The sequence below is a fragment of the Bacillus sp. GZB genome, from assembly GCF_001975995.1.
Lineage (GTDB): Bacteria > Bacillota > Bacilli > Bacillales > Bacillaceae > Bacillus > Bacillus velezensis.
Genome location: NZ_MTQG01000018.1, coordinates 40,440 through 66,455 on the forward strand (window position 1 = coordinate 40,440; position 26,016 = coordinate 66,455).

26 protein-coding genes and 3 pseudogenes are annotated in these 26,016 nt (G+C 41.0%); 11 read left to right on the forward strand and 18 right to left on the reverse strand.

From position 1 onward, the window contains the following. Positions 1-75 precede the first annotated feature (75 nt). Positions 76-654 carry a TetR/AcrR family transcriptional regulator gene (locus BXO87_RS16385; protein WP_025650279.1) on the reverse strand — a complete coding sequence of 193 codons (579 nt, stop codon included), beginning with the start codon at positions 652-654 and terminating at the stop codon, positions 76-78. A 260-nt stretch (positions 655-914) separates the two neighbouring features. Here BXO87_RS16385 and BXO87_RS16390 point away from each other — a divergent pair, with 260 nt between their 5' ends. Beyond that, positions 915-2,105 carry an MFS transporter gene (locus BXO87_RS16390; RefSeq protein WP_038457069.1) on the forward strand — a complete coding sequence of 397 codons (1,191 nt, stop codon included), beginning with the start codon at positions 915-917 and terminating at the stop codon, positions 2,103-2,105. Between the two features lie 214 nt (positions 2,106-2,319). After that, positions 2,320-2,608: pseudogene (locus BXO87_RS21200) on the forward strand (hypothetical protein). A gap of 47 nt (positions 2,609-2,655) precedes the next feature. Here BXO87_RS21200 and BXO87_RS16400 read toward each other — a convergent pair. Continuing rightward, on the reverse strand, positions 2,656-3,276 hold the full coding sequence (locus tag BXO87_RS16400) for an FMN-binding negative transcriptional regulator (RefSeq protein ID WP_038457067.1): 621 nt from the start codon (positions 3,274-3,276) through the stop codon (positions 2,656-2,658). A 117-nt stretch (positions 3,277-3,393) separates the two neighbouring features. On the opposite strand from BXO87_RS16400, the gene pdxR reads away from it, so the two are divergent. Then, on the forward strand, positions 3,394-4,776 hold the full coding sequence (gene pdxR, locus BXO87_RS16405) for a MocR-like pyridoxine biosynthesis transcription factor PdxR (protein ID WP_076851401.1): 1,383 nt from the start codon (positions 3,394-3,396) through the stop codon (positions 4,774-4,776). Positions 4,777-4,806: 30 nt separating this feature from the next. Here pdxR and BXO87_RS16410 read toward each other — a convergent pair whose 3' ends face one another. Both BXO87_RS16410 and BXO87_RS16415 read right to left on the reverse strand, forming a co-directional pair. Continuing rightward, positions 4,807-6,096 (reverse strand): Na+/H+ antiporter NhaC family protein, encoded by a 1,290-nt coding sequence (locus BXO87_RS16410; protein WP_038457064.1) that lies wholly within the window; start codon positions 6,094-6,096, stop codon positions 4,807-4,809. A 223-nt stretch (positions 6,097-6,319) separates the two neighbouring features. Beyond that, on the reverse strand, positions 6,320-6,724 hold the full coding sequence (locus tag BXO87_RS16415; RefSeq protein WP_007409338.1) for a MerR family transcriptional regulator: 405 nt from the start codon (positions 6,722-6,724) through the stop codon (positions 6,320-6,322). 159 nt (positions 6,725-6,883) lie between these two features. On the opposite strand from BXO87_RS16415, the gene BXO87_RS16420 reads away from it, so the two are divergent. Next, entirely contained in the window at positions 6,884-7,933 is a 1,050-nt protein-coding gene (locus tag BXO87_RS16420) for an NAD(P)-dependent alcohol dehydrogenase (protein WP_007609682.1), read from the forward strand. Between the two features lie 58 nt (positions 7,934-7,991). Here BXO87_RS16420 and BXO87_RS16425 read toward each other — a convergent pair whose 3' ends face one another. The 3 genes from BXO87_RS16425 to BXO87_RS16435 form a co-directional block, all read right to left on the reverse strand. Continuing rightward, positions 7,992-8,954 (reverse strand): arsenic resistance protein, encoded by a 963-nt coding sequence (locus BXO87_RS16425; RefSeq protein WP_038457062.1) that lies wholly within the window; start codon positions 8,952-8,954, stop codon positions 7,992-7,994. A gap of 114 nt (positions 8,955-9,068) precedes the next feature. Continuing rightward, on the reverse strand, positions 9,069-9,452 hold the full coding sequence (locus BXO87_RS16430) for a hypothetical protein (protein ID WP_029326203.1): 384 nt from the start codon (positions 9,450-9,452) through the stop codon (positions 9,069-9,071). A gap of 438 nt (positions 9,453-9,890) precedes the next feature. Further along, positions 9,891-10,433, reverse strand: a complete 543-nt coding sequence (locus BXO87_RS16435; protein WP_038457061.1) for a cupin domain-containing protein — start codon at positions 10,431-10,433, stop codon at positions 9,891-9,893. 474 nt (positions 10,434-10,907) lie between these two features. Here BXO87_RS16435 and BXO87_RS16440 point away from each other — a divergent pair, with 474 nt between their 5' ends. Beyond that, positions 10,908-11,540, forward strand: a complete 633-nt coding sequence (locus BXO87_RS16440; RefSeq protein WP_038457060.1) for a hypothetical protein — start codon at positions 10,908-10,910, stop codon at positions 11,538-11,540. Between the two features lie 98 nt (positions 11,541-11,638). On the opposite strand, the gene BXO87_RS16445 is transcribed toward BXO87_RS16440, so the two are convergent. Both BXO87_RS16445 and BXO87_RS16450 read right to left on the reverse strand, forming a co-directional pair. Continuing rightward, on the reverse strand, positions 11,639-12,676 hold the full coding sequence (locus BXO87_RS16445; RefSeq protein ID WP_038457057.1) for a flavin-containing monooxygenase: 1,038 nt from the start codon (positions 12,674-12,676) through the stop codon (positions 11,639-11,641). Between the two features lie 53 nt (positions 12,677-12,729). Then, entirely contained in the window at positions 12,730-13,671 is a 942-nt protein-coding gene (locus tag BXO87_RS16450; RefSeq protein ID WP_038457055.1) for a cation diffusion facilitator family transporter, read from the reverse strand. A 191-nt stretch (positions 13,672-13,862) separates the two neighbouring features. Between BXO87_RS16450 and BXO87_RS16455 the strand changes: the two are divergent. Beyond that, positions 13,863-14,252 (forward strand): annotated as a pseudogene (locus BXO87_RS16455) (VOC family protein). Between the two features lie 106 nt (positions 14,253-14,358). On the opposite strand, the gene BXO87_RS16460 reads toward BXO87_RS16455, so the two are convergent. The 5 genes from BXO87_RS16460 to BXO87_RS16480 all read right to left on the reverse strand — a co-directional run bounded on the left by BXO87_RS16460 (position 14,359) and on the right by BXO87_RS16480 (position 17,859). Continuing rightward, on the reverse strand, positions 14,359-15,705 hold the full coding sequence (locus BXO87_RS16460; protein ID WP_007609656.1) for an FAD-binding oxidoreductase: 1,347 nt from the start codon (positions 15,703-15,705) through the stop codon (positions 14,359-14,361). A 387-nt stretch (positions 15,706-16,092) separates the two neighbouring features. Further along, positions 16,093-16,392 (reverse strand): hypothetical protein, encoded by a 300-nt coding sequence (locus BXO87_RS16465; protein WP_032873045.1) that lies wholly within the window; start codon positions 16,390-16,392, stop codon positions 16,093-16,095. Between the two features lie 241 nt (positions 16,393-16,633). Next, positions 16,634-16,819 (reverse strand): hypothetical protein, encoded by a 186-nt coding sequence (locus BXO87_RS16470; protein WP_017419203.1) that lies wholly within the window; start codon positions 16,817-16,819, stop codon positions 16,634-16,636. 162 nt (positions 16,820-16,981) lie between these two features. After that, positions 16,982-17,347, reverse strand: coding sequence for a cupin domain-containing protein (locus tag BXO87_RS16475; RefSeq protein ID WP_038457053.1), 366 nt, complete (start codon positions 17,345-17,347; stop codon positions 16,982-16,984). 35 nt (positions 17,348-17,382) lie between these two features. Further along, complete coding sequence (locus tag BXO87_RS16480) at positions 17,383-17,859, reverse strand: DinB family protein (RefSeq protein WP_038457051.1); 477 nt, start codon at positions 17,857-17,859, stop codon at positions 17,383-17,385. A 277-nt stretch (positions 17,860-18,136) separates the two neighbouring features. On the opposite strand from BXO87_RS16480, the gene cotR reads away from it, so the two are divergent. The 3 genes from cotR to BXO87_RS16495 all read left to right on the forward strand — a co-directional run bounded on the left by cotR (position 18,137) and on the right by BXO87_RS16495 (position 20,341). Further along, positions 18,137-19,102 (forward strand): sporulation hydrolase CotR, encoded by a 966-nt coding sequence (gene cotR, locus BXO87_RS16485; protein ID WP_014416989.1) that lies wholly within the window; start codon positions 18,137-18,139, stop codon positions 19,100-19,102. 365 nt (positions 19,103-19,467) lie between these two features. After that, a complete protein-coding gene (locus BXO87_RS16490; RefSeq protein ID WP_015416893.1) occupies positions 19,468-19,785 on the forward strand; it encodes a PadR family transcriptional regulator in 318 nt (105 codons plus the stop codon). Continuing rightward, entirely contained in the window at positions 19,772-20,341 is a 570-nt protein-coding gene (locus BXO87_RS16495) for a DUF2812 domain-containing protein (protein ID WP_038457047.1), read from the forward strand. The genes BXO87_RS16490 and BXO87_RS16495 overlap by 14 nt, the downstream gene beginning before the upstream one ends. 109 nt (positions 20,342-20,450) lie before the next feature. Here BXO87_RS16495 and BXO87_RS16500 read toward each other — a convergent pair whose 3' ends face one another. Continuing rightward, the gene (locus tag BXO87_RS16500) at positions 20,451-21,131 is read right to left on the reverse strand and encodes an aspartate/glutamate racemase family protein (RefSeq protein WP_038457046.1); all 681 of its coding nucleotides are present in this window, start codon (positions 21,129-21,131) and stop codon (positions 20,451-20,453) included. 556 nt (positions 21,132-21,687) lie between these two features. Here BXO87_RS16500 and BXO87_RS16505 point away from each other — a divergent pair. Next, positions 21,688-22,149, forward strand: a complete 462-nt coding sequence (locus BXO87_RS16505) for a CarD family transcriptional regulator (RefSeq protein ID WP_032870361.1) — start codon at positions 21,688-21,690, stop codon at positions 22,147-22,149. A 643-nt stretch (positions 22,150-22,792) separates the two neighbouring features. Here the strand turns inward: BXO87_RS16505 and cspC are convergent. Both cspC and BXO87_RS21305 read right to left on the reverse strand, forming a co-directional pair. After that, positions 22,793-22,996, reverse strand: coding sequence for a cold shock protein CspC (gene cspC / locus BXO87_RS16510; protein WP_003156143.1), 204 nt, complete (start codon positions 22,994-22,996; stop codon positions 22,793-22,795). Positions 22,997-23,442: 446 nt separating this feature from the next. Next, positions 23,443-23,604 (reverse strand): molecular chaperone TorD family protein, encoded by a 162-nt coding sequence (locus BXO87_RS21305; protein WP_123912789.1) that lies wholly within the window; start codon positions 23,602-23,604, stop codon positions 23,443-23,445. Between the two features lie 113 nt (positions 23,605-23,717). Here BXO87_RS21305 and desA point away from each other — a divergent pair. Continuing rightward, positions 23,718-24,745: pseudogene (gene desA / locus BXO87_RS16515) on the forward strand (Delta(5) desaturase DesA). A 563-nt stretch (positions 24,746-25,308) separates the two neighbouring features. Here the strand turns inward: desA and BXO87_RS16520 are convergent. Then, positions 25,309-25,947, reverse strand: a complete 639-nt coding sequence (locus BXO87_RS16520) for an NAD(P)-dependent oxidoreductase (protein ID WP_014416975.1) — start codon at positions 25,945-25,947, stop codon at positions 25,309-25,311. Positions 25,948-26,016: the final 69 nt, after the last annotated feature.

The following is a 26,016-nucleotide window of genomic DNA, read 5'->3' on the forward strand; positions in this document are numbered from 1 at the left end:
GAACAATTTGTTCTGCCTTTTCATTATTTTCTGCCCCATAGGCACAAATACTTTGCACCCGATTCGAGCGATTATTCACGTAGCTTGAACTCCCTTAAACGCACTCATCACCAGATCATGCACATAAGAATCATTCACCTCATCACCTGTGATCAACAGGCGATAGAAAATCGGTCCGTAAATGAGATCGATGCTAACGTCAATATCAAGATTCTCTCTTAATTCACCTTTTTGAATTCCCTTTTCCAGAAGGCCTTTCGCTTGGAGGCGGCGGGGCTGGAAAAATCGCGTGCGATATTCTTCCGCCAATTTTGCATCCAGCTGCCCCGCACCGATTAATTCCTTAATAACGGTTCCTTCCCGGCTCGTCAAAAACCTTGCTAAATTCGTGGCGTGGGTCAATATATCTTGCACTGTTGATCCTGTATCGGGCACAGGCAGTCTGTCCGTAGCGGTCGAAAGAAAGCTGTCCATGATAACGGCAGCCTTGTTTGACCACCATTTATAAATCGTTGCCTTACTCACTTTGGCACGCTCAGCAATTTTATCGACTGTCACCGCGTCAAAGCCATTTTCCAACAATAGGTCATACGCTGCAGAAAGAATTGCCTTATGTGTTCCTTCATCGCGCGGCCGTCCTCGTTTACTCTGCACATGAATCATTCCTTCCCGAATTATAAACGATACGTTCAGTATACTTAACCTGTATAAAAAAAGAAAACATAAACCCATTTACAAAACTGAACGTTTAGTATATTATTTGTTTATAACAAAAAACTAAACGTTTAGTTTATAAAATCACTTGAGTGAATTCTTGATGAAACACAGACTCCAAAAGCCTCTGCGTAAAGGAGATGAATCAGCAAATCATTTATCAAGCATTATAAAAACCACTTAAAAAGGAGTTCATTCATATGGCTAAAGAAACCAAACAAACAGCAGATCAGGGAATTTCACCTGGTTTAACCCTTCTTCTCGCAACGGCATGCGGTATCATTGTCGCTAATCTTTATTATGCACAGCCCTTGGCAGGATTCATTAGTGCGGCAATCGGGCTTTCTCCAAGCAGCGCCGGATTGATTGTCACGCTGACTCAAATCGGATACGTTGCCGGCTTACTGTTTCTCGTCCCTTTGGGAGACATTATCGAAAACAAAAAACTTGTCGTTGTATCGCTTCTTCTAAGCGCAGCCGCTTTGACACTGACAGCATTTGCGAAGCATGGAACACTGTTTTTAGCCGCTGCGTTTTTCATCGGACTGGGATCAATTGCAGCCCAAGTGCTAGTTCCGTTCGCATCATACCTTGCACCAGACGCCGCACGCGGCCGGGTTGTCGGCAATGTGATGAGCGGCCTGCTGCTCGGTATTATGCTTTCCCGTCCGATATCCAGCCTGGTCGCTGATATATGGGGGTGGAATGCCATATTTGCTTTATCCGCCGCGTTAAGTGTTGTCCTGGCAATCGTCTTATCAAAAGTGCTTCCTGCCAGAAAACCAACAGCAAACACAAGCTACACCGTCTTACTCGGTTCAATGTGGAAGCTGCTGCGCACAACTCCGGTCCTACGCCGCCGTGCCATTTATCATGCGTTTGTATTTGGGGCTTTCAGCTTGTTCTGGACGACTGTACCTTTATTATTGTCCGGCCCTGCTTTTCATTTTTCTCAAAAGGCAATCGCGCTGTATGCATTAGCGGGCATTGCGGGTGCAGCGGCTGCACCGATAGGCGGCCGTCTGGCTGATCGCGGCTTGACCCGGCTTGCCACCGGAATCGCTCTCGGTGTTGTCATCGTTTCTTTATTACTCCCGCTCATGATTCAGAGCAGCTCCCCCGTCGGAATAGCAGTTCTGGTGGCCGCAGCTATCCTGTTGGATATGGGGGTATCTGCCAATCTCGTACTCAGTCAGCGTGCCATTTTTTCGTTGGCACCTGAATTTCGCAGCCGATTAAACGGATTATTTATGGCAATCTTCTTTCTGGGCGGTGCTATAGGATCATCAATCGGAGGATGGGCATACGCCTCAGGCGGGTGGAGTATCACATTATGGATTGGAATCGCTTTTCCGGTCATCGCATTGCTTTATTTCACCACGGAGAAATAAGCCTTTCCCCAAAAATAAGCCGTCAGGACCAAGCTGATGGCTTTTTTTGGTGTATTCTTCTTTACATCCATCCGAACAAAAAATCCGGATTCATGAAAAGATGATATTGATTCTTTACGCCCCGCTCACATAGCCGGACTTCCAATTCTTTCAGCAGCGGTAAAACCATGTCATAATATGTTAAGAAATAATTGCGCCATAGGCAGGTGAACACATGAAGAAGTATTTATATAAACACCTTTTGTTAGCTCTCGTTTCGTCCGTATTACCTTTTTATTTATCTGTACATAGCAGCCGGATATTTGACGGTCGGCCTTGTTTTAGCTTGTATGACTGATATCTTGAAGAACCGCTGGACATTCAATAAACCGTCTACCATTCTATTGAAACTTATCGTTTACTTACTCATACCGTATGCTATTTTTCATTCTTTCTTCATTTTAATGGCGCCGTTGATTTATGTGCTGTTTGAGTCGTTATTCATCCTGAGAAAAGCTTCATAACCTGAAAAAACATACCGCATGCTGCCGGTATGTTTTTAACATGCTTGTCAGTTGTTCGCAGTGATCCGTTTGATGTTTTCTTCCATCAAGCCGGAAATGAGCTGTTCGTTTGTATGAGGAATCTGTTTGAGCTGTTGTACGACCAGCCCTTGTCTTGCAGCTGAATGATTTTGACTCAGCTTTGCTTTCCCCTCTATTTTGCTGATTTTGATTTTAAAGCCTTTTACCCCTTTGTTCATGCCTGCCAGCAATTTCGCATCGACATCCTCTAATTTGTACGGGCTGTCGGGGCTTTCGTATTTCAATACGAGATCACTCATCGACTGCACGGTTTCTTCCTCATCCAAAAGCTCCGCCTCTCCGTAAACATGAACCGCCACATAATTCCATGTGGGAACAGCCTGATTCGTCTCATACCATTTAGGCGAGATATAACAATGAGGCCCTTGAAAAACGGCTAACACGTTTTGGCCATCAATCTCTTTCCATTGGGGGTTCGGCAATGCAAAATGACCGTATAAGCATTCGTTATCCTTACTCATCATCAATGGCAGGTGGGTTGCATACGGCATGCCTTCCGCCGTTGAAAACAATGCTGCGAAACCATACTCTTTGATGACATCGCACGCTTGAGCTTCACTCAGCTGAAATGGAGCCGGAATATACATACAAAACTCTCCTCTCGAACATGGATTGATAAAGCGCTTTCCGCTATAATAAGATATCACCTGACATTTAAAAAGGTACAGTTAGGAATAAATACACATGTCAGAGGAGGACATCTGATGAAAAATATGATTTTCGCTTTCGAAAGCGACACCCCGAAATACAAACAAATTTACGAGCAATTTAAAACATTGATTGAGCAGGGAAATATTCAGGCAGATGAGCGGCTGCCTTCGATTCGGGAGCTGGCAGATTCCCTGCGGGTAAGCCGTAATACAACGCTGATGGCTTATGATCTTCTTTTAGCGGAGGGATACATTCGCGGAGAAACACGCAAAGGTTATTTTGTAAATGAAGTAGAACCTTCTATATTTCAAAAAGAAAACGATGTTGTTTACGCTGAGAAAACCGAATCAACTCAGCCCGTCCTGATTGATTTTCGCGCCGGAGCCGTCGATCAAAAGCATTTTCCTCTGAAAACATGGAGAAAATTATACAATCAAGTTTTGACATCAGAGAAAAGCTTCCTGTACGGTGAACCGTTCGGCGAGAGAGACCTGCGTGAACAAATTGCCGCTTATCTCTTGGAATCCCGCGGAGTGAAAACAGATGCGGATTCCATTATCATCGGCAGCAGCACGCAGCAGATGCTGATATATCTCAGCCGGATTCTGAAAGAGGATTTTTCGGGAATGATCGTTGAAGACCCGGGATTTGACGGTGCCAGAGCGGCTTTTCAATTTCACGGGCTATCTCTGAAAACGATGCCTGTCTATGAAAACGGAGCTGATTTTTCTCAATTACATGCAATGAAAGAAAAATTAATCTATGTGACCCCATCCCATCACAGCCCTTACGGCGTAAGCATGTCCATTCAGCAGCGCCAAACTCTGATCAATTGGGTGAATCATAGAGAGGGTTATATTCTTGAGGATGATTATGACAGTGAATTCCGTTATACACAGCAGCCGTTTCCCGCTCTTGCTTCCATTCAATCAGACCGGGTGATTTATTTAGGGAATTTCTCAAAATCCTTTCTTCCGGGCATCCGCATAAGCTATATGGTTTTGCCGCAGCGCCTTTTGCACCGGTATAAAGAACGGTTTATTCATTTCGAAAGCACCGCTTCTTCGCTTAACCAGCTGACCATGGCTGAATTGATGAAGGCCGGTGAATGGACCCGCCATATTAAGCGCGTGCGCATTGTTTACAGGCGAAAAATGCAGCACTTGATTTCACATGTAAAGCAGCAGTTCGGCGGTCATGTGACGATCATCGGCGAGCAGTCGGGATTGTATATATTGGTGAGAGTTCACCTGAACTATACAGAAGAAACATTAATCGAACGCGCTTTTCAGTACGGAGTGAAGGTATATCCTACCGCCGTTTATTTCGTTGCCGGAAAGCCTGAACCGCCGATCATAAAGTTAGGTTTCGCCCATCTCGATACGGATCAGATCACACAGGGCGTACAGCTTTTGAGAAATGCTTGGCTGTCATGAAAGAAAAAAGGCGCCGAACGGCGCCTTTTTTTATTTCGTATTTCTTGTGAATTTCGGCAGTCCAAATATGATGGCGGCGATGCCGCAGATTCCGATTAAAACGGGATAGAAAGAGTATGGCAGGATGCTGACTGGTGAAATATTCCCGAATTTTCCGGCTGATAACAGCTGCGCGCCGTAAGGAATCAATCCTTGAATCATGCACGAAAAGATATCCAGAATACTTGCCGATTTTCTGTTGTCGATGTTGAATTTATCAGCGATATTCTTTGCAATCGGCCCGGCTGCGATAATGGAGATCGTATTATTGGCCGCAGCCAGATTCGTCACGCTGACCAGTCCGGCAATGCCGGCTTCGGCGCCTTTTTTCGAACGGATTCGTTTCGTGATGAACTCCAGTAAAAAGTCGATCCCGCCGTTTTGTTTCATCACGCCGACCATCCCGCCGATCAGCATGGACAGGATGATCAGATCGCTCATTCCGGCAATTCCATCCGTAATCGCCTTAAAATAAGAGTCAAGCGTCAGGCTGCCGCCCGCTAATCCGATGATTCCCGTCAAAACCAATCCGCCGAATATGACAGCCATCACATTAATACCGATTAACGCAAAAACCAACACGGCGATATAAGGAAGCACCTTAATCCAGCTGTAAGATGCAGTTCCCGTATGGACGGCGTGGCCTGCCGGAATAAAAAATAAGATAATAACAGTCACAATGGCAGCGGGCAAAACAATCAGAAAGTTCGTTTTGAATTTATCCATCATTTGTGTTTTTTGCGTCCGGACTGACGCGATGGTCGTATCGGAAATAAAAGAAAGATTATCTCCAAACATAGCTCCGCCGACCACAGCCGCCATCGTAATCGCGCCGGAGATGCCAAGCTCTCCGCTCAGACCCGCACTGATCGGCGCAACCGCCGCAATCGTGCCCATTGATGTTCCCATCGATATAGAAATAAAACAAGCAATGATAAACAGCCCCGGCAGCAAAAACTGCTGCGGAATAACGCTCAAAGCAAGATTGACAGTTGAATGCACCGCCCCCATCGCTTCAGCCGCTGAAGCAAAGGCACCTGCCAATATAAAAATCATAACCATAATGATAATATCAGGATGTCCCGCACCGGAAGCGAACCATTCTATTTTTTGATTGAGCGATTTCTTCCGGTTAAATAACAGCGCAAAAGCTGACGCAATGATCGCGGCAATCAAGATCGGCAATTTATAAAAATCTCCGGTCACCAGACCAGAGCCGACAAAAAGCCCTACGAATAAGACTAAAGGCAATAACGCCCAAGGGTTCTTTTTATTGTTCATCTGGGTAAACCACCTCTTTTCAGCATTAAAGTCGCTAATCACAGTCTAAGCAACATTTCACACTTTAAAAGTCTGCAGTAAAAAAGTCAAGCTGAAAAAAGGATAAGTAAAGATTGATAAGATAGAAAAAGCTGTTTTGTTTCCACTCTTTAGAAAATAAAAAAACCAAAGCTCGTTTCCCTTGGTACATTTCATGCGGACCGGCGTCCGGGACACCTTCTCTTCATTCAGAAATACATTCAGCTTTCAATCTGTTTTTAAGTTTCGCTTCATTTTCAAGGATATCTTCGTAATCCTCAATCTTCCTGTTTAATCGTTTTATGGTTTCATCAATTTCCCTCTGTTTCTCCGTCAGCCTTTTCCTTTCATTTATCAGGATGTTTTTTCGGGGTTCAATCGTATGATCGGCTCCTTCAATAAATAAAGCGGTATATTCAATCAGCGCCTCTATCGACAGCCCGGCACTTCTCATGCATTTTATAAATTGAATCCAATTCACATCATCTTCATCATAATCGCGAATGCCGCTTTCATCGCGTTTTACCGGAGGAATCAGTCCTATACTTTCATAATACCTAAGCGTTGCGGCTGATAACTCAACCTGCTTTGCAGCCTGCGCAATCTTCATATTCATACCACCCGTCCTTCATACCTTTCATAAGCTTGCCATTATAGAATATCATTTCATAAAAAAATAAACCAAACTCCTTGACTTAAAGTCCGCTTTAACATTTAAAGTAAAATCGAACAGAGGATTCATCATTTTATCTTGGAAAGGAAGATAACCATGTGTAATAATCATCCGACTCGTGTATTAAGCGCTCCGCATGCAAAAGCTAAATTTGAACGAACGACGATTGAGAGAAGAGCATTACGGCCCCACGATATCCTGATTGATATTAAGTACAGCGGGATTTGTCACTCAGACATCCACAGTGCATTCGATGAATGGGGCGGCGGAATCTTTCCTATGGTTCCCGGGCACGAAATTGCCGGAGTTGTGGAAGCCGTGGGTGAAGAAGTCACCACATTTGCCGTCGGCGACCGTGTGGGTGTCGGCTGTTTTGTAGACTCCTGCGGGGAATGTGAATACTGCCTTAACGGAGACGAACAATATTGCACAAAAGGCGTTGTTCAAACTTATAATAACCTGGACTACGATGGAAACCCTACGTACGGCGGCTACAGCCAGAAAATAGTTGTCACTGACAGATTCGTTGTCCGGATTCCCGATCAGCTGGATTTGGATGCTGCCAGCCCGCTATTGTGCGCGGGCATTACCACGTATTCTCCGCTGAAACACTGGAATGCCGGCCCCGGCAAAAAAGTGGCGATTGTCGGAATGGGTGGGCTCGGACATTTAGCCGTTCAATTCGCGCACGCTTTAGGCGCAGAGGTCACCGTCCTCAGCCGCTCAATGAACAAAAAAGACGAAGCGCTTGAATTTGGAGCCGATCACTACTTTGCAACAAGCGATCCGGATACATTTACTGAGCTGGCCGGACGATTTGATCTTATTTTAAATACAGTATCCGCAAACCTTGACGTAGATGCCTACTTATCTCTGCTTCGCATTGACGGTACATTGGTAAATGTGGGAGCGCCAGCTAAGCCGGACTCATACAGTGTGTTCTCCTTAATCACGGGCCGCCGCAGCATTGCGGGTTCACTCGTCGGCGGTATTCCGCAGACTCAGGAGATGCTTGATTTCGCCGCCGAGCACGGCATTGCTCCTAAAATTGAAGTGATACCCGCCAATCAAGTTGACGAAGCGTACGAACGGGTTCTCCAAAGCGATGTCCGCTACCGTTTCGTCATTGATATTTCAACTTTATAATTCACATAAAAAACATACCAATATCTATTGGTATGTTTTTTTCTGTTCAGATTATTTTTTATTTCAGCAGCCAGCCGGGCACCGCTTTTATATAAACCAATTCGCCTATCAATTCAACGATCGTCTGTGTGACGATAACAGCGGCGGCTAATGAGGCCCAAGCATCCGGCAAAGCCAGCGCTAACGGAAGGACTGCGAGAGAATTTCTTGTGCCCGTGCTGAAGATCAATGCTCTTCCTTCGCCTGTATCCAGACGGAACGCATATGCGATAAACCTGGAAACAAACGGCATAATGAGCAGGAATAACAGATAGATTGGGATCACACGTATAATGATGTCAGCATCACTGATGACCTTGCCGATTTGTGTGGCGACGACCGCCAGTAAGACCAGAGCCATAAAAGGAACAGGCAGCCACGCCGTCCACTCTAACATCTTTTCTCCAGCCGGCTTCTTATCAGCCCACAATTGTGTCATCACTGCCGCCAGCAGCGGTCCCGCTATTAAACATAAGAATGCTTCCAGAAACGGTCCCGCATGAACAGCCCCTATCACTTCTTTCCCGATAAACAGCCACAGGTATAACGGAAGCAATATCATCTGAACGGCGAACAAAACCGGCGTGGAAGCCAGTATTAATCTCTCATTTCCTTTGCCGAGCTGAGTAAAGACGATGACGTAATCAATACAAGGTGTAAGCAATACCAAACAAACCCCTAATAATATAGGAGGAGATTGAGGAAAAATGGCGGTTAACACCCATACAACGACAGGTACAGCTAAGAAATTACCGATCAGTAAAGCCGCCATAAACTTGAGGTTTGACATGGCTTCCCTCAGCTTCAAGAATGGGATTTGGGCAAACATGGCATACATGAGAACAGCGATAAGCGGTGATATCGTCCATCCCCAGCGAAGTCCTGAATCTTTCCCGGCGATCCCCGCTATTCCTCCGATCACAAGAGTCACACCATATATCCAAATTTGCTGTTTTTCTAATGTTTCTCTGGTTATTTTCATTGGCTGACACCTCTTCCCCGCTCATTATACCTTCTTTTCTTCCGGAATTAAAAAACACCAAGGGTCTGTGACACTTGGTGTTTTTGGAACGCGGGTTATTGTTGTCAAAACCGCTTATGAAAGTTTACTTGTGTTCTCTGTCCTGCCAACGAATAAGGTCACGGCCACACTGGCTGAACTGACCAAAGTCCCCAGTACGGCAGCAAGAATTGTCAAAAAGCCATTGGGGATCAGAAATCCAATCGGAATGAGCCCCGCAAACGTGAGGACGATAAAACATTGATAGACTCCGGATATGATTCTCACAACCAAACTGCCAAAAAAGGACATGACGAATGGAGGAATGAACAAACATAAGATGATTCCGAGTGAGATCAATAAAATCATAGGCTCGTCAAAAGAAATGACACGATCGCCGGGAGACTCTTCAGCAGCCGCGAATACAGCAAATATAGACATTATCAGTGTAAGAAAAACAAGAAAAAACCTTTTCAGCAACGTTATGACTCCTTTTTTTATAAAAACGGGTATCTTTTTTTCAATCACAATAACCATTTTATGTTATCAAATGAAATAATATGAAGTCAATTGATGAATGAATCATAATAAAGCATGGCATTTTCTTCCGCGAAGCCGTATCAGCAAATGGTTTGAAGAGAAACAGAAACCTTGACATTACATCCGCCTTATCAGGATAAAAAAGGAATTCACTGCAAATTCCCTGCGGATTGTTTATTTTCACTGACTGCCAATCAATTAAAATGGTCAGACAAAAAACCACATTTGCTGTTAAAAAGTTGTGGAATAAAGCATCGCATCAACTGCACTATGACAAGCTGAAACGTTAATATTTTGTGTTTCAGCCATTTCATCATGCTGTCCCAATACCATTTTTTCTATAGTCTTTGCAGCAGCAAAGTCCTCTGGAATCCTATACTAATCTTCCGCAGCCGCTGCATCGGCCTTTGTCACATGAACTGTACCAAACGGATGGTTGGGAGGAGCATAAATTGAATATAGTTTTAACGGCGTATTACCCGTATTAATAACATTGTGCCAAGTGCCGGCAGGGACAACAATGGCATAATCATCATAGACATTTCTTCGGAAACTTAAATTATTTTTACTCTTGCCCATTTTAACTATCCCTCGGCCTTGCTCAATCCGTAAGAATTGATCTACGTGAGGATGGATCTCCAAACCGATATCTTCTCCAATACCAAGACTCATCAAAGTAATTTGAAAATGCTCTCCTGTCCATAGGGCCGTACGGAACGTATTGTTTTGTTTTGCGGCTTTATTGATATTCACAACAAATGGTTTTGGTCCATAATCTTTCAAGAGAAGGTTTCTATCTTCGTATGAAGGACGCAAATCACCATAGTTATTTGGAACAGTCCAATAAACAGATCTTCCATCGCTATACATCGGTACATTCACACAATAATAACATTGATGCGAAAAAGGTATATAATACATTTTTCATCCCCGCAATTTTAAATTTTTGTGATATTATCCTATGCTTTTTGTAATGAGAGTGTGCCACACTAAGGAATTCCCTTGTTCAGCCTAAAAGACTTAAGTTAGCAGAAACGTTTTGGCCACAAAATCCGTTTGCATAAAAAATACCAAAGGTCTGCAACTCTTGATAACACTGATGCAGCCGAGAAACTTGAACCTGCCCGGGGTATGCACTCACCAGTCCCGACAACCAAGAGATAGTGTGTTTTCTGGCTTGTTATTTGGGCTATTTCGACTTTTGCTTGAAAGAATTAAATTAGTGAGTCTGAACGAGGAGTGAAGCACGCGCTCCATGTGAATCCATTTAGTTCAAACTGAATATGCGCGAACTAAAATAGTTGCACTGATGGATAATTTAGGCACATGCCCTTATCAAAAACAATCTGGGTGCATATCCTGCTCCTAAAAGTCATTCATAAAGGGAGTATAGATATGTATTATTATTATCCGTATTATGTATATGATTACAGACAGCAGCCTGATTTAAGTCAGGCAAATCATAAAATGCGAAGCCATTTATCTGCGATTCAACAAATTCCAATACACTCATCCTCCTTTCAACAATCAATGGCTGCGGTAGTGAAACACTTGCAGGCTGTCAGCAGAGCACTCGCCCTGGGATGCGGTATGAGTTCAGAATTCAGATTTCTTCCAGACACTTGGGGATTACGAGAACTTCATATTGTACACGCGAAATATCTTACTCCGTTGAGCTATCACGTTTATTCCGCTCTAGGCGCGGCAGAGCTTCTCGCCTCCGGACAAGGCCGGGCTCCTCATTTTCCTCTTATGGTTGGCTGCATGAATTCAATACTTCGTCTATGGTCAAACTTCCCCGCAGCGATAGCAGACCTGCGAAGAGCAGCCGGTCACCAATACGTGTCATCTGTAGACGAGGCGGAAAATCTCCTAAGACCAATGGTTCCAGCCACACAACAGGCATTATCCATCAGTCAATCTGCAGTGAGTCCGGCTATTTGGCAGGCTTCCTTACGTGCCGCGCAGTTAGCTCGGGAAGTACGTCAGAATGTTGCACAATCAATGAGTCAGGGATCTTCTTATTAATTAAGCCAAAAGATTTTTTCGGCTTTACACAGTCACATAACCGGACTTAATCAACACAAAAAAGAGCAGTAAACACATAAGTTACTGCTCTCCTCAGTCTATCCACCGTTCATTTGTTTTACAATGTATTCAGCATCATTTCCTACACCTTGAAGCAGCGCTGAACCTCGCCTATGCTGCCAAGGCAAACCAATAAAATACAATCCTTCCACAGATGAAACACCCCGGTGATGTATAATTCGGCCTTCCTTATCCAAAACACCTTCTATTTTCATCCAACAAAGCGGATTCTTAAAACCAGTTGCCCAAATGATATTGTTTACTTCTAATGAAGATGAGTCTTTAAAAAAGATTTCATTTTGCTTTCCGGCCATGACTCTTTGTTTTAAGATGATCTTCTTCTGTCTTATTGCATGTTTTAATTCATACCCAAAGATGGGGTCGCCTTTCTTTTGAATGAACTTGCCTAATATTGATGTATGACTTGCACGTAAAACTCCAAATTTATCAAACCACCAAAAGATGCTTCTTTTTCCAATCCATAAAGGGAAATAAGCCGGTTTATTACTGCAAGCCAAATATGTAACTCTTTCTTTGGATAATTCAACAGCTATCTGAGCCCCGCTATTCCCGCCGCCGACGACCAGTACATTCCCAGGCGCCAGTTGTTTTGAATGTTTATATTGTGAAGAATGTAATTGATGAATATGATCGGCTACATCCCTTGATATTGATGGAATGTTAGGGGTATGAAAAGGACCTGCGGCCATCACAAGATTCTTCGTTTGATATTCTTCCCGGCTTGTTCTTATTAAGAAATAGTTCTTTAATTTTTGGACACTTATTACTTCTGTTCGTAATTGGATCGGGATTTCAAATCTTTCAACATATTTTTTCAAATAAGCAGCAATTTCATTTTTTGAAGGGAGTCCATGCTTGTCTCCTTCAAGCTGCATTCCAGGCAAAGAGCTGTACATTCGAGAAGTAAATAAAACCAATGAGTCATACCGGTTTTTCCAGTTTTCTCCCACTTCATGACTTTTATCCAAAATGATAAACTTTTGTTTCGACTTCTTTAGATAATATCCTACTGAGATTCCTGCCTGACCAGCTCCGATTACTATCGTGTCGTACATATGAATCCCCCCGCGGTTTTAGCTTAATTGCCAGAAGACAAAGTGAACCCCTATTAATGATGATGATGGTCACGCGGATTCTCAGTTTGGGCCTGACAAAGAATCGTATTGTCGTGATTATGCGCTGCTGTTTCCATTTGAATGGTTACATGTGTAATGCCTTTATCTCCAAGTTCATGTTCAATTTTGCGTAATATACTTTCGCTTTCTGAAATGGTCAGTTGATCGTTAACAACAGCGTGGCAGGAAAGAGCATTCAATCCGCTTGTGATAGACCATATGTGCAAATCATGAATGCTTTGAATTCCTTCTGTCTCTTCAATTGTATGAATGATGTCAGTGACATCGATATTTTCCGGAGTTCCTTCCATTAATACGTGGATGGAGTCTTTCGTCACATGGTAACCGCTTCTCAGAACAAGAATAGCCACAATGACACTGGCCGCTGGATCTGCCCAGCTCCACCCGAAGAAGATGATAAGGATCGCAGCCAGTATCGCACCTACAGATCCGAGCATGTCACTTATCACATGTAAGTAAGCCCCTCTTATGTTCAGGTTATTCTTTGTATCTCCGCCGTTCAGCATAATCCAAGCGACCAATATATTTACAGCTAACCCGATGATACTAATCGTCAGCATTCCGGTTGTTGCTACCTCCGGCGGATGAGAGAAACGTTTGATTGCTTCATAAATGATATAAAGGGAAATCAATATTAATGCAACACCGTTTATCACAGCTGCAAGAATCTCAAATCGTTTGTAGCCGAATGTCTTATGATGACTTGCCTTTTTTTCGGCCAATTTAAAAGCAATCAGAGCAACCATTAATGAGATTGAATCACTCAGCATATGGCCTGCATCTGATAAAAGCGCTAAACTATTGGTTAAAAATCCGCCTATCGCTTCTATTATCATATAACCTGTAATCACGATAAAAGAGATCAATAAAACCTTCCTATTGGATCCGCCAGCGTGATTGTGATTGTGACCCATAAAAATCTCCTCCTTATCTCATACACTGCATTTATTATTTCTTTTCTGTTATGAAGCATTCTAACATGGACACAAAAATAATCTTATATGATTATGTGCTCATATATGAATATATAGGTTCTTTACTGAAATGTCAAAATATTTTCGATGAAATGTCCAATACTTTATATTGCTCTTAATCAATGATTGCTATGAAGCCGCGGATTACAGTAATTACTTTAGAAAAATCGCTGCACTTCTATCGGGATGGCTTGGGTCTGCCTACAGAAGGAATAGCCTGTACAGAATTTGAACATGGCGCAGCTGCTTTTTTTGACTTGCAAACGGGACTTGCCCTTTGGGACCGCAAAAATATCGCACATGAATCAAACGTTACGTTAACTGCTCCAAGTACTGCGGAATTTACATGAGGACATAACGTCAGCAGTAAAACTGAAGTCGATAAAGTCATAACGGCAGGAGCAACGATAACTGATCCCGCTCATGATACTTTTTGGGGCGGATATGCCGGTCACTTCCAAGACCCCGATGGACACTTATGGGAAATCGTTTGGAATCCGCACTGGGGTATAAGTGAATAACCACATTTCAGAAATGAAAGCAACAATAAAAACACACCTGAATGTTCTGGTGTGTTCCAACAGAATGCAAACGCAGCATTTTATTTTGTTTCCCAAAACGATCAAACTATTTATACGATGGCGGGATGCTTTGCGGAAAACGGAATACATTTTCGGGATCGTATTTCGCCTTTATTCTTTGAAGCCTTGCAAAGTTTGAGCCATAATATGCTTTTCCGAAGTTCTCGATATTTTGATCCGGAACATTCACATATGAACCTGTTACATATGGTTTCATCAGCTGACGCACTCTTTCAACTGATGCAAGATTCGAAGCTTCTTGTGATTTATTTTTCCAACTGGCCGTCCATTCCGTATAAAACAATGGCCGGCGCCAATAGAAGGCTGTTTCACTGCTTGGAACTCTGCTTATCGCCCCGCCCCAATTGATAAAAAAGAAATTGGTTTCTGTCCCGGTCGCTTTTTCTAAAAATTGTCTCATTACTGCAATAGGTTCTTCCGGCCAAAGATTGAGCGCCCACGCCGAGGAGAATTTAACACTCTGATCAGATCTGCCGGGAATCGGTTCGTCAGGATCTAAGAAATCTATACAATCCGGGTAGTATAGTGTTTTGATTACTGTTTGTGCCGGCGTTCCGGCATTTAATAAAGGTTTTAATAATTGAACCAGCTCTGGTTTTGAACCGAGGAACAATCCTTCCACATGGCACAAGCCATTTACTTTGCTGTAAATCTCAAGGTAGCATCCTAATCGTTCGTCTGTAAACGGCGCCCATTTTTGCCACGCTTTAAATACCGTTTCTAACTGTTCCCACGGCCAAATAATATTAAAGACGGTTGCGGTTTTAGGGGCACGGTGAACTTTGAACGTATATTGGGTGTTATATCCGAAATTGCCTCCCCCGCCGCCTCTGGAAGCCCACAGTAAATCTTCATTGCGGGATTGATTTGCTTGAATAATCCTGCCTTTGGCATCTACCATTTTCAGTGCGAGAAGGTTATCGCTTATCAGGCCGATCGATCGGGAAAGCACTCCAAATCCGCCTCCCATTGTGATTCCTCCGATTCCGACGGTTGGACTGTCTCCGAACGGGGCCATAAAACCTTCCCGAGCTAAACCTTTTACAAGCGGGCCGACGTGAATGCCGGTTTGAACGGTTGCTACCGCGTTTTTTTCATCTAAGAAAACTTTATTCATGTCACTCACATCAATAACAATCCCATCACTTACCGTGGAAAGATTTTTATCCAGAGCATGACGGCCGCTTCTGACACGCATAGGCACATTCTTCTCACGAGCCCATTTAATAGCATTACTTACATCGTATGAATTTTGTGCAAAAACAAAGACAAGCGGACAGACATCAACATAAGGGTTCCAATTCTTAACCGCCTCTGTATAGCCGGGGTCCCCTTTGAAGATGACGCGTCCCGTTAACTGTGCTGATCCCATCTATTTCACTCCCAATAAGCATTTGATTCCGATACCAGTATATGTAGGAATTGGACAAATTCTTAGACAGATGTTCTGCAAACTTATAAATAGACACATATACGCGAAGATGATTTGAAAACAAAAAAAGACAAGAGCGGCAAGCTGCCGAAACTCTTGTCTCTCCTGCCTTTTTTATCATGATAGGCACTTACATTTATTGGCGTGATATCCCGACCAAACTATGGAAGTCCATAGAACATTATGTTTGCCCTGCCATGCGTGGTTCTGCTGAGCAATCTTTCTGTTTGATCCCCCGACAAGAATCTTATTCTTTATCGTTTTTGCACCCCTGTACGGATAACATCAATACACATTGAATCTTATCTTTCACATGATGAAAAGCTCTTATTTTTTCTTCTTGTGCTTACGTTTGCAATCCTGTTTTTTCTCTTTCTTATGACGTTTTTTACATTTCGCTTTTGCTGCTAATTTTGCCGCTTCTACCTTTGCTTCTGCTGCTCTGGCTCTTGCTTCTTCCGCTCTTGCTATTGCCTCTTCCGCTCTGGCTCTCGCTTCTGCTTCTCTTGCTGCTTCCGCTCTTGCTTCATCGTCCGCCATATCAAAATCATGGCCAAGGTCACAGGCTTCGTTGTATGGCTTTTTCTTCTGAACGTACTGTTGATCTTCACCTTCGTTATAATACATTACGCCACTCCTTCTCTCATTTTTCAATCTTTACATACTATGTAAATAAATAACTGCAGCTTGGACTGGTATTATGATGAACCGGCACATTTTAGGGCAATTTTGATTTATCGATACAAACAGATTCTGGATGCTTGAATGATTTTGACGATTATATTAAGCAGCGTAAAAAGGGAGACTGCGAAAAAGGATGCTGCGCGCTGCAGCATCCTTCTTTACCAACTTTTTGTGTTTTTGACTTTTAGTTTGCTTGCTGTGTTTGTTTTACTGGTTCTTTGCTAAAAAGTCCGACAATGTTCCACAAGATAATTGCAGCAGCTATGATCAAACGAGCCGTACTGACTTCTTGGTTAGTAAACAATTTATAGCCATATATTGATCCCAATGCTGCTATGCAAAAAATATTGAACCATTTACTCCAACGCAATTAGAAAACTCCTTATAAAATGATTACATTTCCAAACAATGTATTATAATAATAACAAAATTTTTCAATATTTAACCTTAAATCATTCTTAATTGGTTTTCCTGATCATTTTCTCTAATCGTCATTCAATCTTTCGGAGTTTTGATCGTTTTTTGTTACAGGCTAGACCCAGACATCATTTTCAGCTGTTTGATCAGTTATTTCCTGCCCGGTATTCACAACACCTTTAGGTTCTGCAAGCAAAATGTTACACTCTGATTCTGCATAAGGTTTATGTTCAACATTTTTCGGAATGACAAACATTTCACCTTCATTTAATTTTACTTCTCCATCACGAAATTCAATGATTAAATTACCCTTAATGACAATGAAGACTTCATCTGTTTCGTCATGCTTATGCCAAACAAAATCCCCTTGTACCTTAACAAGTTTAAATTGATAATCATTCATTTCAGCGATTACTTTTGGAAACCATTGATCTTGGAACGCAGCTAATTTCTCTTGAAAATTAATCGGTTTATATTCCATTCTTTCCCCTTCCCGTGTAAAACTCAATCATTTAACTAGTCCCAAATTAAAGGCCTGTCAACCTCAGCAGTTCTGAGATAGTCTAAAAGCTGACCGGTATGTACGGACTCATGGTAAGCGATTCTTAATAACATGTCTCCTAGTTCGCGAATATATCCAACATCAGACCTGTCAATCTTTATATTTGTTAAATCTGTTTCGTTTAACGATTTGATGAATGTCAAAAACTCGGCCCGATACGGTTTTGCAAATTCTAATTCTTCGCTTACAGTGGTAAACATTTTTGATTCATAAGGATTAATAGTTTCCTCTGAAAACTCACTCATATTTTTCATTAAAATTTGATGATAAAGAAATTCTGCTTCTAATATGTGTCTTATCATTTCTTTACACGACATGGCTTCGGAATCCGGGCGCCAGTCCATTTTTTCCTCAGGTATAGCTGTCCATAACTTGATGCTTCGCCGTCTCACCTCTTCAAAATGTAAAACGATAAGGTCAATCGTATTCAAATATTTTTCCCCCTTTTATTTTTATAACCTATTCTCCTTCTTTCCAGGAATACCTTCATGAGCTGCCTCAAAAAATTAAAGATATATTCCTTTCGCCTCTAAATAAATAGTCCCATCCACATCATTGACAGACGCGGTGTTAAAAATGGTGAGAAACAACTCGCTAGATTGATAAATCGAACAATTTTAAGATAAAGAGATATTCATTCATCCATACAATAGACTCTGGCTGAACATATACTGAATGATAGTTTTCATCAGAAAGGAGAAATCAGCTTTGGCAAAATATCGGATCATGACCTTTGACGGGGGCGGTACATTAGGTGCTTTAAGTTTACAACTATTGAACAGACTGGCTGAAGAAAATCCGGCATTAATAAGCCGAACCCATGTATTTGCGGGAAATTCAATCGGTTCATTTACTGCCCTGGCATTAGCAAGCGGAAGATCTCCGAAGGAAACACTTCAGTATTTTGAGGATGAAATCCTGCCCGCATTCAGCACTTCCCGGCCGGGCGGACCTGTTTTCAATCAGCAATTACCATATTCCGGTTTTATTAAAGCGGTACGAAACTTTTTCCCGCCAGGCCTTCGTCTTAAAGATGTAAGAAAACGAATTGTTGTCCCTTCATTCAAATTATACTCCCCGGCACTGGATCGTTGGACGCCCGTATTATTTCACAACTTTCCCGGCTCTCCCTATTTAAATGAGAAAGTGAGTGATGTCATACTGCGGAGCAGCGGTGCTCCCGCGACACAGCGCGCCTATCAAAACTACGTGGACGGATATGTAGTGGCAACGAACCCCAGTACGGCCAGTATCGCGTTTGCGGTTGGTAAAGCCAACGTGCCATTGGATCAAATTGCGGCGCTATCCATCGGGACAGGTGAAGCCCCGACTCGGTTAAGAAGAGATACGAGGGGATGGGGAATGGTAAGTGCGGATAACATACGTCCCGAAAATCTGAAGAACCTTCCTCCAAATTGGGGAGTCCTTTTGGACAGGTCGCCTAATGAACCTTTACTGCCATTTCTTCAGATGATCTCCGGCGGAAATGGCTACTATGAATCCATGGTCAGCGCGAATCTGCTGGGAGATCGCTTTTTCCGGTTAGATCCGCGGATTCCTAACTTCTCCAAAACAGACCCTTCCGTGGTTCCCGCTGTCATTGAAATTGCGAACAAAACCAACTTACAGCCTGCGAATACATTTATAGAGAAAAACTGGAACGACAGCCATTAACTAAGTTAGAAGTTTATAATAATTCAATGAACAAAAAATACCAAGGGACTCAACACCCTTGGTATTATTAATGCGGCCGAGAGGGTTTGGACCTTTACGGGGTGTTTATACGCTGGGCATTCGATAAAGTGAAAGCTTAGCTTATTACCACCCGGCATTTCAAGCACTGAAGTTAAGCATTACATCCAACAATCGGGCCATTTAATTGAATAGGACTACTCAGTAGTCGCTTCCCATTACGTAAGAAAAGCGACTTTTTAGATTTGATTTTCAAGTTCCTTGACAAATTTTGAAAAGACCATTGACTATTCAGTTGAACTGTATTAAGTTTAACTATATAGTCAGACTGAATAGAGGATGAGGATATGAAACATAAATTATTACCGCTGTCTGAAACCATGCATTATATTTTATTAGCTCTGCGGGAGCCGCTTCATGGCTATGCTGCCATGCAGAAGATCGAAAAGATGAGTAACGGAACTGTTATTTTAGCAGCCGGCACATTATACGGCGCGATTGAAAACTTGAATAAGCATGGCTGGATTGAACCTGTTGGAGAATCGGGCCGGAGAAAAGTTTATATGATAACTGCGGAAGGAAGCGCCATTTTGAAAATGGAACAAAACAGATTACTTCATATTTTATCCCTGTACGAAGGAAGTGAATCGAATGAAGAAATTTAAGATGTTTTTTGATATTGAAAAAGAGGAGCAATGGCTGAACGAGCACCTACAAAAAGGCTATCACTGTACAAATATCAGCGGATTAGGAATATACACTTTCAAAAAAACCGACAAAAAATATGTAATGCGACTGGATTATCAAGATTATTTATCAAAGAAAAAGTTCAAAGACTACAAAGAGATCTATGAAGACTTCGGCTGGAGTTATATAAACAGCCCATGGCTTAGCGGAACTCGATATTGGCAAAAAGAAGATGATGATCAAAATGAAATCTTCTCGGATCGCCAATCAAAGAGTAATTATTATAAAAGACTAATGAGTTTTTCATCTTGTTTTGGTTTACTGTGCTTGTTTTATTCTTATTTGATTTACAAGGATTCAGGTTTATATTTAACTGAAGGTCTGTGGAGTATGGAAAGCGCAATGTTTTGGAAAGCATTTTTATTTGAAACTCCATTTGCCCTTTTGAGGTCGCTTCCCGCCCTTATGACTGTTCTATTTGGCTGCAGTTTCTTTAAAGCGTATCGAAAGTATTCAATGTTAAAAGAACAATAACACGGGGAAGTTACATTCAAAGAAGTAACTCGAGGATCATGTATTTGCCGAAGCCGGGCGCTTTAACGGAAAAAAGAAGCGCCCTGAATTTACTGATAAATCAGGTGACTTATTTTGTTAATAATACATACTTATTTACAATGGCTTGAGCGAGACAAGCTGATGAATCAACAAAGGTAAGTCCGCTTCTTTTTTGATCCGTGACCATATTTAAATCCGTACATGCAATGATAACCGTATCAACCTTTTCTGCTAATTCACGGTGTAATTCATCATATAATGTACCAGCCTTATCGATTTGACCTTGTTTAATCTTTTCTATTATGTGATCGACATAGATTTGCCAACTATCTTGATGTAAAAAATCATAACCTTCTCTGTTTAACGCTTCTTGAAATATTCCAGATTGAACCGTAGGAACGGTGGCTAAAAGAGCTGCTTTTTTTGAGCCTTTAGGTATTTTTTTTATGGTTTCATCAACCATGTTTAGTAAAGGGACTGAAATCGATTTTTTTATTTGATTAAAATAGATATGTGCGGTATTACATGGGATGGCAATAAAATCAACACCCGTTTTTTCAAGCTTTACAGCCCCCTGAATAATTGCCTTTTCCATGTCCGTATGATTGAGAGGTTTATTCATATAGAAAGGAGTCGGACAGGAATAAATCATCATATGAGGAAAATCCATGTCATGTATTGCTCCATATATTTTTTGGCACTCGTCTACTACCTTATCTACAAATGGCCCAGTAGATTTTGGCCCCATTCCTGCCAGTATTCCAATCATAATTGTCCTCCTCTGTAAAAATGTGTACGAATACGATCACGATGAGTTATTCTTGTGTTTCTCATCTGAATCTGCTCTCATTTCTTTTTGGCTGTCTTCTCCTATTTTATCATTTCATTAATCGAATTATCATATCTAATTCCGCCGCACGCAGAAGAATGGCAGATACATTAAGGTTATGAAATCTTGTTTTCATTACACTCTCTATCCTCCACTTTCATCACTTCTATATGTTTTCATGAATTATGGTTAAAAATCGGTGATTAAATTGTGCCCATATAGATTAGTAAAGTGTCATTGATGTCAAGTCATGAACTCCTAAAGGAGATTTAATAACTCATTTTCAACGAAAAACTGATTTCTGTTAATTAGTCGAGATTCCAAGATATACACGGACCAATTGATCTTTCCTTTTTTAGGACCCCGACAGGTTCCCTCTTGTTTTTTTAAAAAAGTTATTGACACCAATAAATGACCATGTTATCATTAAAAATTTGATATCTCACTCCATATATGGTAACCTTAAGTTAAGTTCCCATATATGGAGGTGGATTATATGTTTCAAATTGGCGATAACATTGTTTATCCAATGCACGGAGCAGGTACAATTGAAGCCATAGAAGAAAAACAATTCTTAGAGGAAAAACAACAGTATTATGTCATAAGAATGTCAATCAGTAATATGACAGTTATGATTCCAACGCGTAAAATATTGAGTTCAAATATACGGCCAGTTACTGATATACGTGCATTAAAACACATTTTACACATTTTTCAGCATGGAGAATCAGATAGGTTACTGCCATGGAAGCAAAGGTATGTAGTAAACACGAACAAAATAAAAACGGGTGAAATACAAGAAGGCGTTGAAGTTGTACGTGATTTAATGCGAATGAAGAAAGAAAAAGCACTTAATTCAAGCGAAAAAAAAATGTTGGATAATGCATATGAATTTTTGATTAGTGAACTGGAAGTCATTAAAGGAATCACTGAAAAACAAATAAAAAGTTTCTGCTAAGGTTAATTTTAAATAATGTTTTGCATTCCAAAAAGCACCCACGAGTTTTCGGAATATTACGATTAAAATATTTCAAAGACGCTTAACTTCTTCAACTTACTTTTAGAACATTAACCTCTTTTATTATTCCTACAATCTAATCTGTTTTATTTTTTTCTTCAACGAACATTTGAATTCTCGATGAAATAGTCACTTGATTTTTGTAATCCTGATTCACACTGGCACGGACATGGAGCCGTAAGGATGGAAGAGAGGCAGGGCTTTCATTGTTTTAGGTCTAAGTGATTATTTCCAGAAGAAAAAACAACCACTCTCCTCTTTATCTTTAAGAATTTCTTACATCTGCTCCCACAGTGAATAGCAGTTGTTTATCTTCTTTTCATAAAAGAGATATGCGAAATGTAACAAAGAATAACATACAGTTATATTGAGAACATAAAAACAAATCATTTATATATATTCCACATATCGTCAATCCGGTATGTTATACTGTAAACAATCCTTTGAGGTTTTAAACCTTTTTCTTACCTTGTAGCAACTGTCCCTACTCGAACGTTGAGTAGGGTTTTTTATTCAGTATGATACAGAGAACATAAAAAAACAGGCCCTATATAAAGAGCCTGTTTGTATAAACGATTGAAGATTAAGCAGTTTTTTGAACGTTAGCAGCTTGAGCTCCACGAGCACCTTGCTCAACGTCAAACGTTACTTTTTGACCTTCGTCTAAAGATTTGAATCCGTCACTTTGGATTGCAGAAAAGTGTACGAATACATCGTCTCCATTTTCACGTTCGATAAATCCAAAACCTTTTTCTGCATTAAACCATTTAACTGTACCTTGTTCCATTTTTGTTGCCTCCTAGTGTGTTACACATTGTATTACTATCCTTGCCCAAAGTATCATCAAGACGAAAAGTCGATATTCATACTATCCTTTACACGAACAAAAATAATTCTCCTTTATCATAGCACGAAACGGAAATAACTGCAAATTAATAATGTGTTCATTCATGTTTTATTTGTTAAACCTGTCGATACCAGTGCAAAATAAGATGCCTATTAATAGCTATGGTTTGAAAACACCGTGAAAATGAATCACGAGTGCCTTCAAACCCAGTACTTCATATTGATTGTTAAAGATTTCTTTAAAAAGCTCAGCTGTTTCTTGTTCAAGTACAAAATATTCTTGGCTGTTCACTGGTATAGCTTTGTTTCTGCAGATGTTTCCAAACGATCACTCAGGTATACCTCTATTTTAACGGTATTAACTTGTCATGTTTGTTCCTCAAACAATCAAAGTTTACGGTCTAAATAAACCGATTCACATTGGGGAGCATGGAGAGAGTTTGGCCCGATAAAGAGCTGGGTATAATCTTCATACACCTTTTGTATTCCGGCTGGTTCTGCTAATAAAGATTTAATCGGCCTGGAAAAAAGTATCTCATTTCCAATAATTTCACAAACAAATGGGAAAGATACTTATCATCTATGGTGTATGACGCTGTGACTTCAAAGACAAACGTTTTCGATACATAGAAGAACATCAGGGAAGGGGAAATTTTTAAAAAATGAATGAACAAAACCTAAGGACTTTGAGAAAACTGGTTACACCCTATGAAAAGTCCGATTTACAAAAAAGTATATGTCAAATCATTAACACATTGGTGCCATTTTTCCTGCTATGGTATTTGGCATATAAGAGCTTGTCCATTTCTTATTTCCTTACATCAGCGATTTCTGTCGTTGCGGCAGGTTTTTTAGTAAGAACCTTCATCATCTTTCATGATTGCTGCCACTATTCCTTTTTTAAGAACCGAAAGGCGAATCGAATCCTTGGAACAATAACAGGAATTCTGACTCTGCATCCGTTTGATCATTGGGCACACGATCATTCTGTCCATCATGCGACAAGCAGCAACCTGGACAAACGCGGTACGGGCGATATTTGGGTACTGACTGTTGAGGAATATAAAGAAGCCTCAACTAAGACAAAATAATGTACCGTTTGTACAGAAATCCGTTTGTTATGTTTATTATCGGACCGATTTACGTCTTCGGGATTACCAATCGTTTTAATCGTAAAGGAGCAAAACGCAAAGAACGGATGAATACATATGTAACAAACCTGGGGATCGTCGCTTTGGCAGCACTTTTATGTTGGGCTATCGGCTGGCAAACCTTTCTGCTGGTCCAGACGCCAATTTTTATGATATCGGGATCCCTTGGAATTTGGATGTTTTATATTCAGCATACGTTTGAGGATTCATATTTCGAAGAAGATGAGCATTGGGAATATGTAAAAGCAGCCGTTGAAGGAAGCTCTTTTTATAAGCTTCCAAAAGTCATGCAATGGTTAACAGGCAATATCGGTTTCCATCATGTTCATCATTTAAGCCCAAGAGTCCCAAACTATAAGCTTGAAATCGTGCATAACAACACTGAACCATTGCAAAACGTTCCGACCATCACACTGGCAACAAGTATTAAGTCGTTAAAGTTCCGCCTATGGGATGAAGAAGGCAAAAAATTTGTTGGTTTTACCCACTTAAAAAAAACTTCTAAAAGCCAGGTATCAGCTCGGGTAAGAACGGATTAAATAAACGCCCATAATCGATGATAATGGGCAGTGTATCTTGCAGAATAAAAGTGCAGACTCGCGCAAAGATTTTGTGCAGAGGTCAGCACTTTTTTAATGCCACATGCACTTACAACAAAAGTGTCAAAACCCTTGGTATCATTGGGATGCGGCCGAGAGGACTTGAACCTCCACGGGTTATTCACCCGCTGGGCCCTCAATAAAGTGAAACTGTGTTTTCTGTTATAAAACCATTGTTCTAAACACATTTGCCGCACTAATCGTTATTTATGTCTTGATCTATTCAATCAAGTTTAATCGATATTATTCGAAAGTGACATTATGAAGTTTTGACTGACCCCTTACCGTACTTAATAATAAATATCATGTTGATAGGTGTATTTTTAAAAAGCCCACTCACGAAAACGAGTGGGTTTACAAAAGCTCTAAACGTGATAAATCCCCTTTTTCAAAAAATAATCAGCTACTCTGATTGCAAAGTTTTCAATGTCTCCGTACATTCTTAGAAGGAAAATACCATTAGCGATGACACTAATGGTACCCCTTTGTTTCTACTCAATCACTTATTCAGCTTCTCCAACAACTGTAAAGCGTTCATTTATATGTTTTGGATTTTCGATTTCATCCAATACTGCAATTGCATAGTCTGCATAGCTGATATAACTTTCGCCTTTCGAATTCACAAGAAGATGATCTTTTCCCGACTGATAAAATCCAGTTCTTTTCCCGTCTGGGTCAAATACCGCTGAAGGACTGATAAATGTCCAGTTAATATCAGAAGTTTCCTTTAGTTCTTGCAAGTTACGACCTTGCCCTTTAGCTGTTGGAATAAAAATCTCCGGGAAATCAGGTGTATCCATTACACTGACAGTTTTATTTTCGTCTACATAAAGACTCCCTGCTCCACCTACAATTACAGCTCTTGTACCCGTTCCTTTTAATGCCCTAATTAATGCCCGGCCAGCATCTACATGTGCCTGTTCTTCTCCTAATGGAGCACCGAAGGCATTAACTATTACATCTAACTTTTTTAGATCATCCGATGTAAGATCAATTATATTTTTTTCAATGATTGAAATCTTTTCCTCTTTAAGTTTTGCAGCATCTCTTACAATTGCAGTTACTTCATGTCCCCTGCTTACCGCTTCTTTCAAGATAAGACTTCCAGCTTTTCCGGTTGCACCAATGATTCCAATTTTCAATTTAAAGTCCTCCTAATCATTCAAAATTTTAAATGTAACCATATTGATTACATGTAATAATTTTAGTTA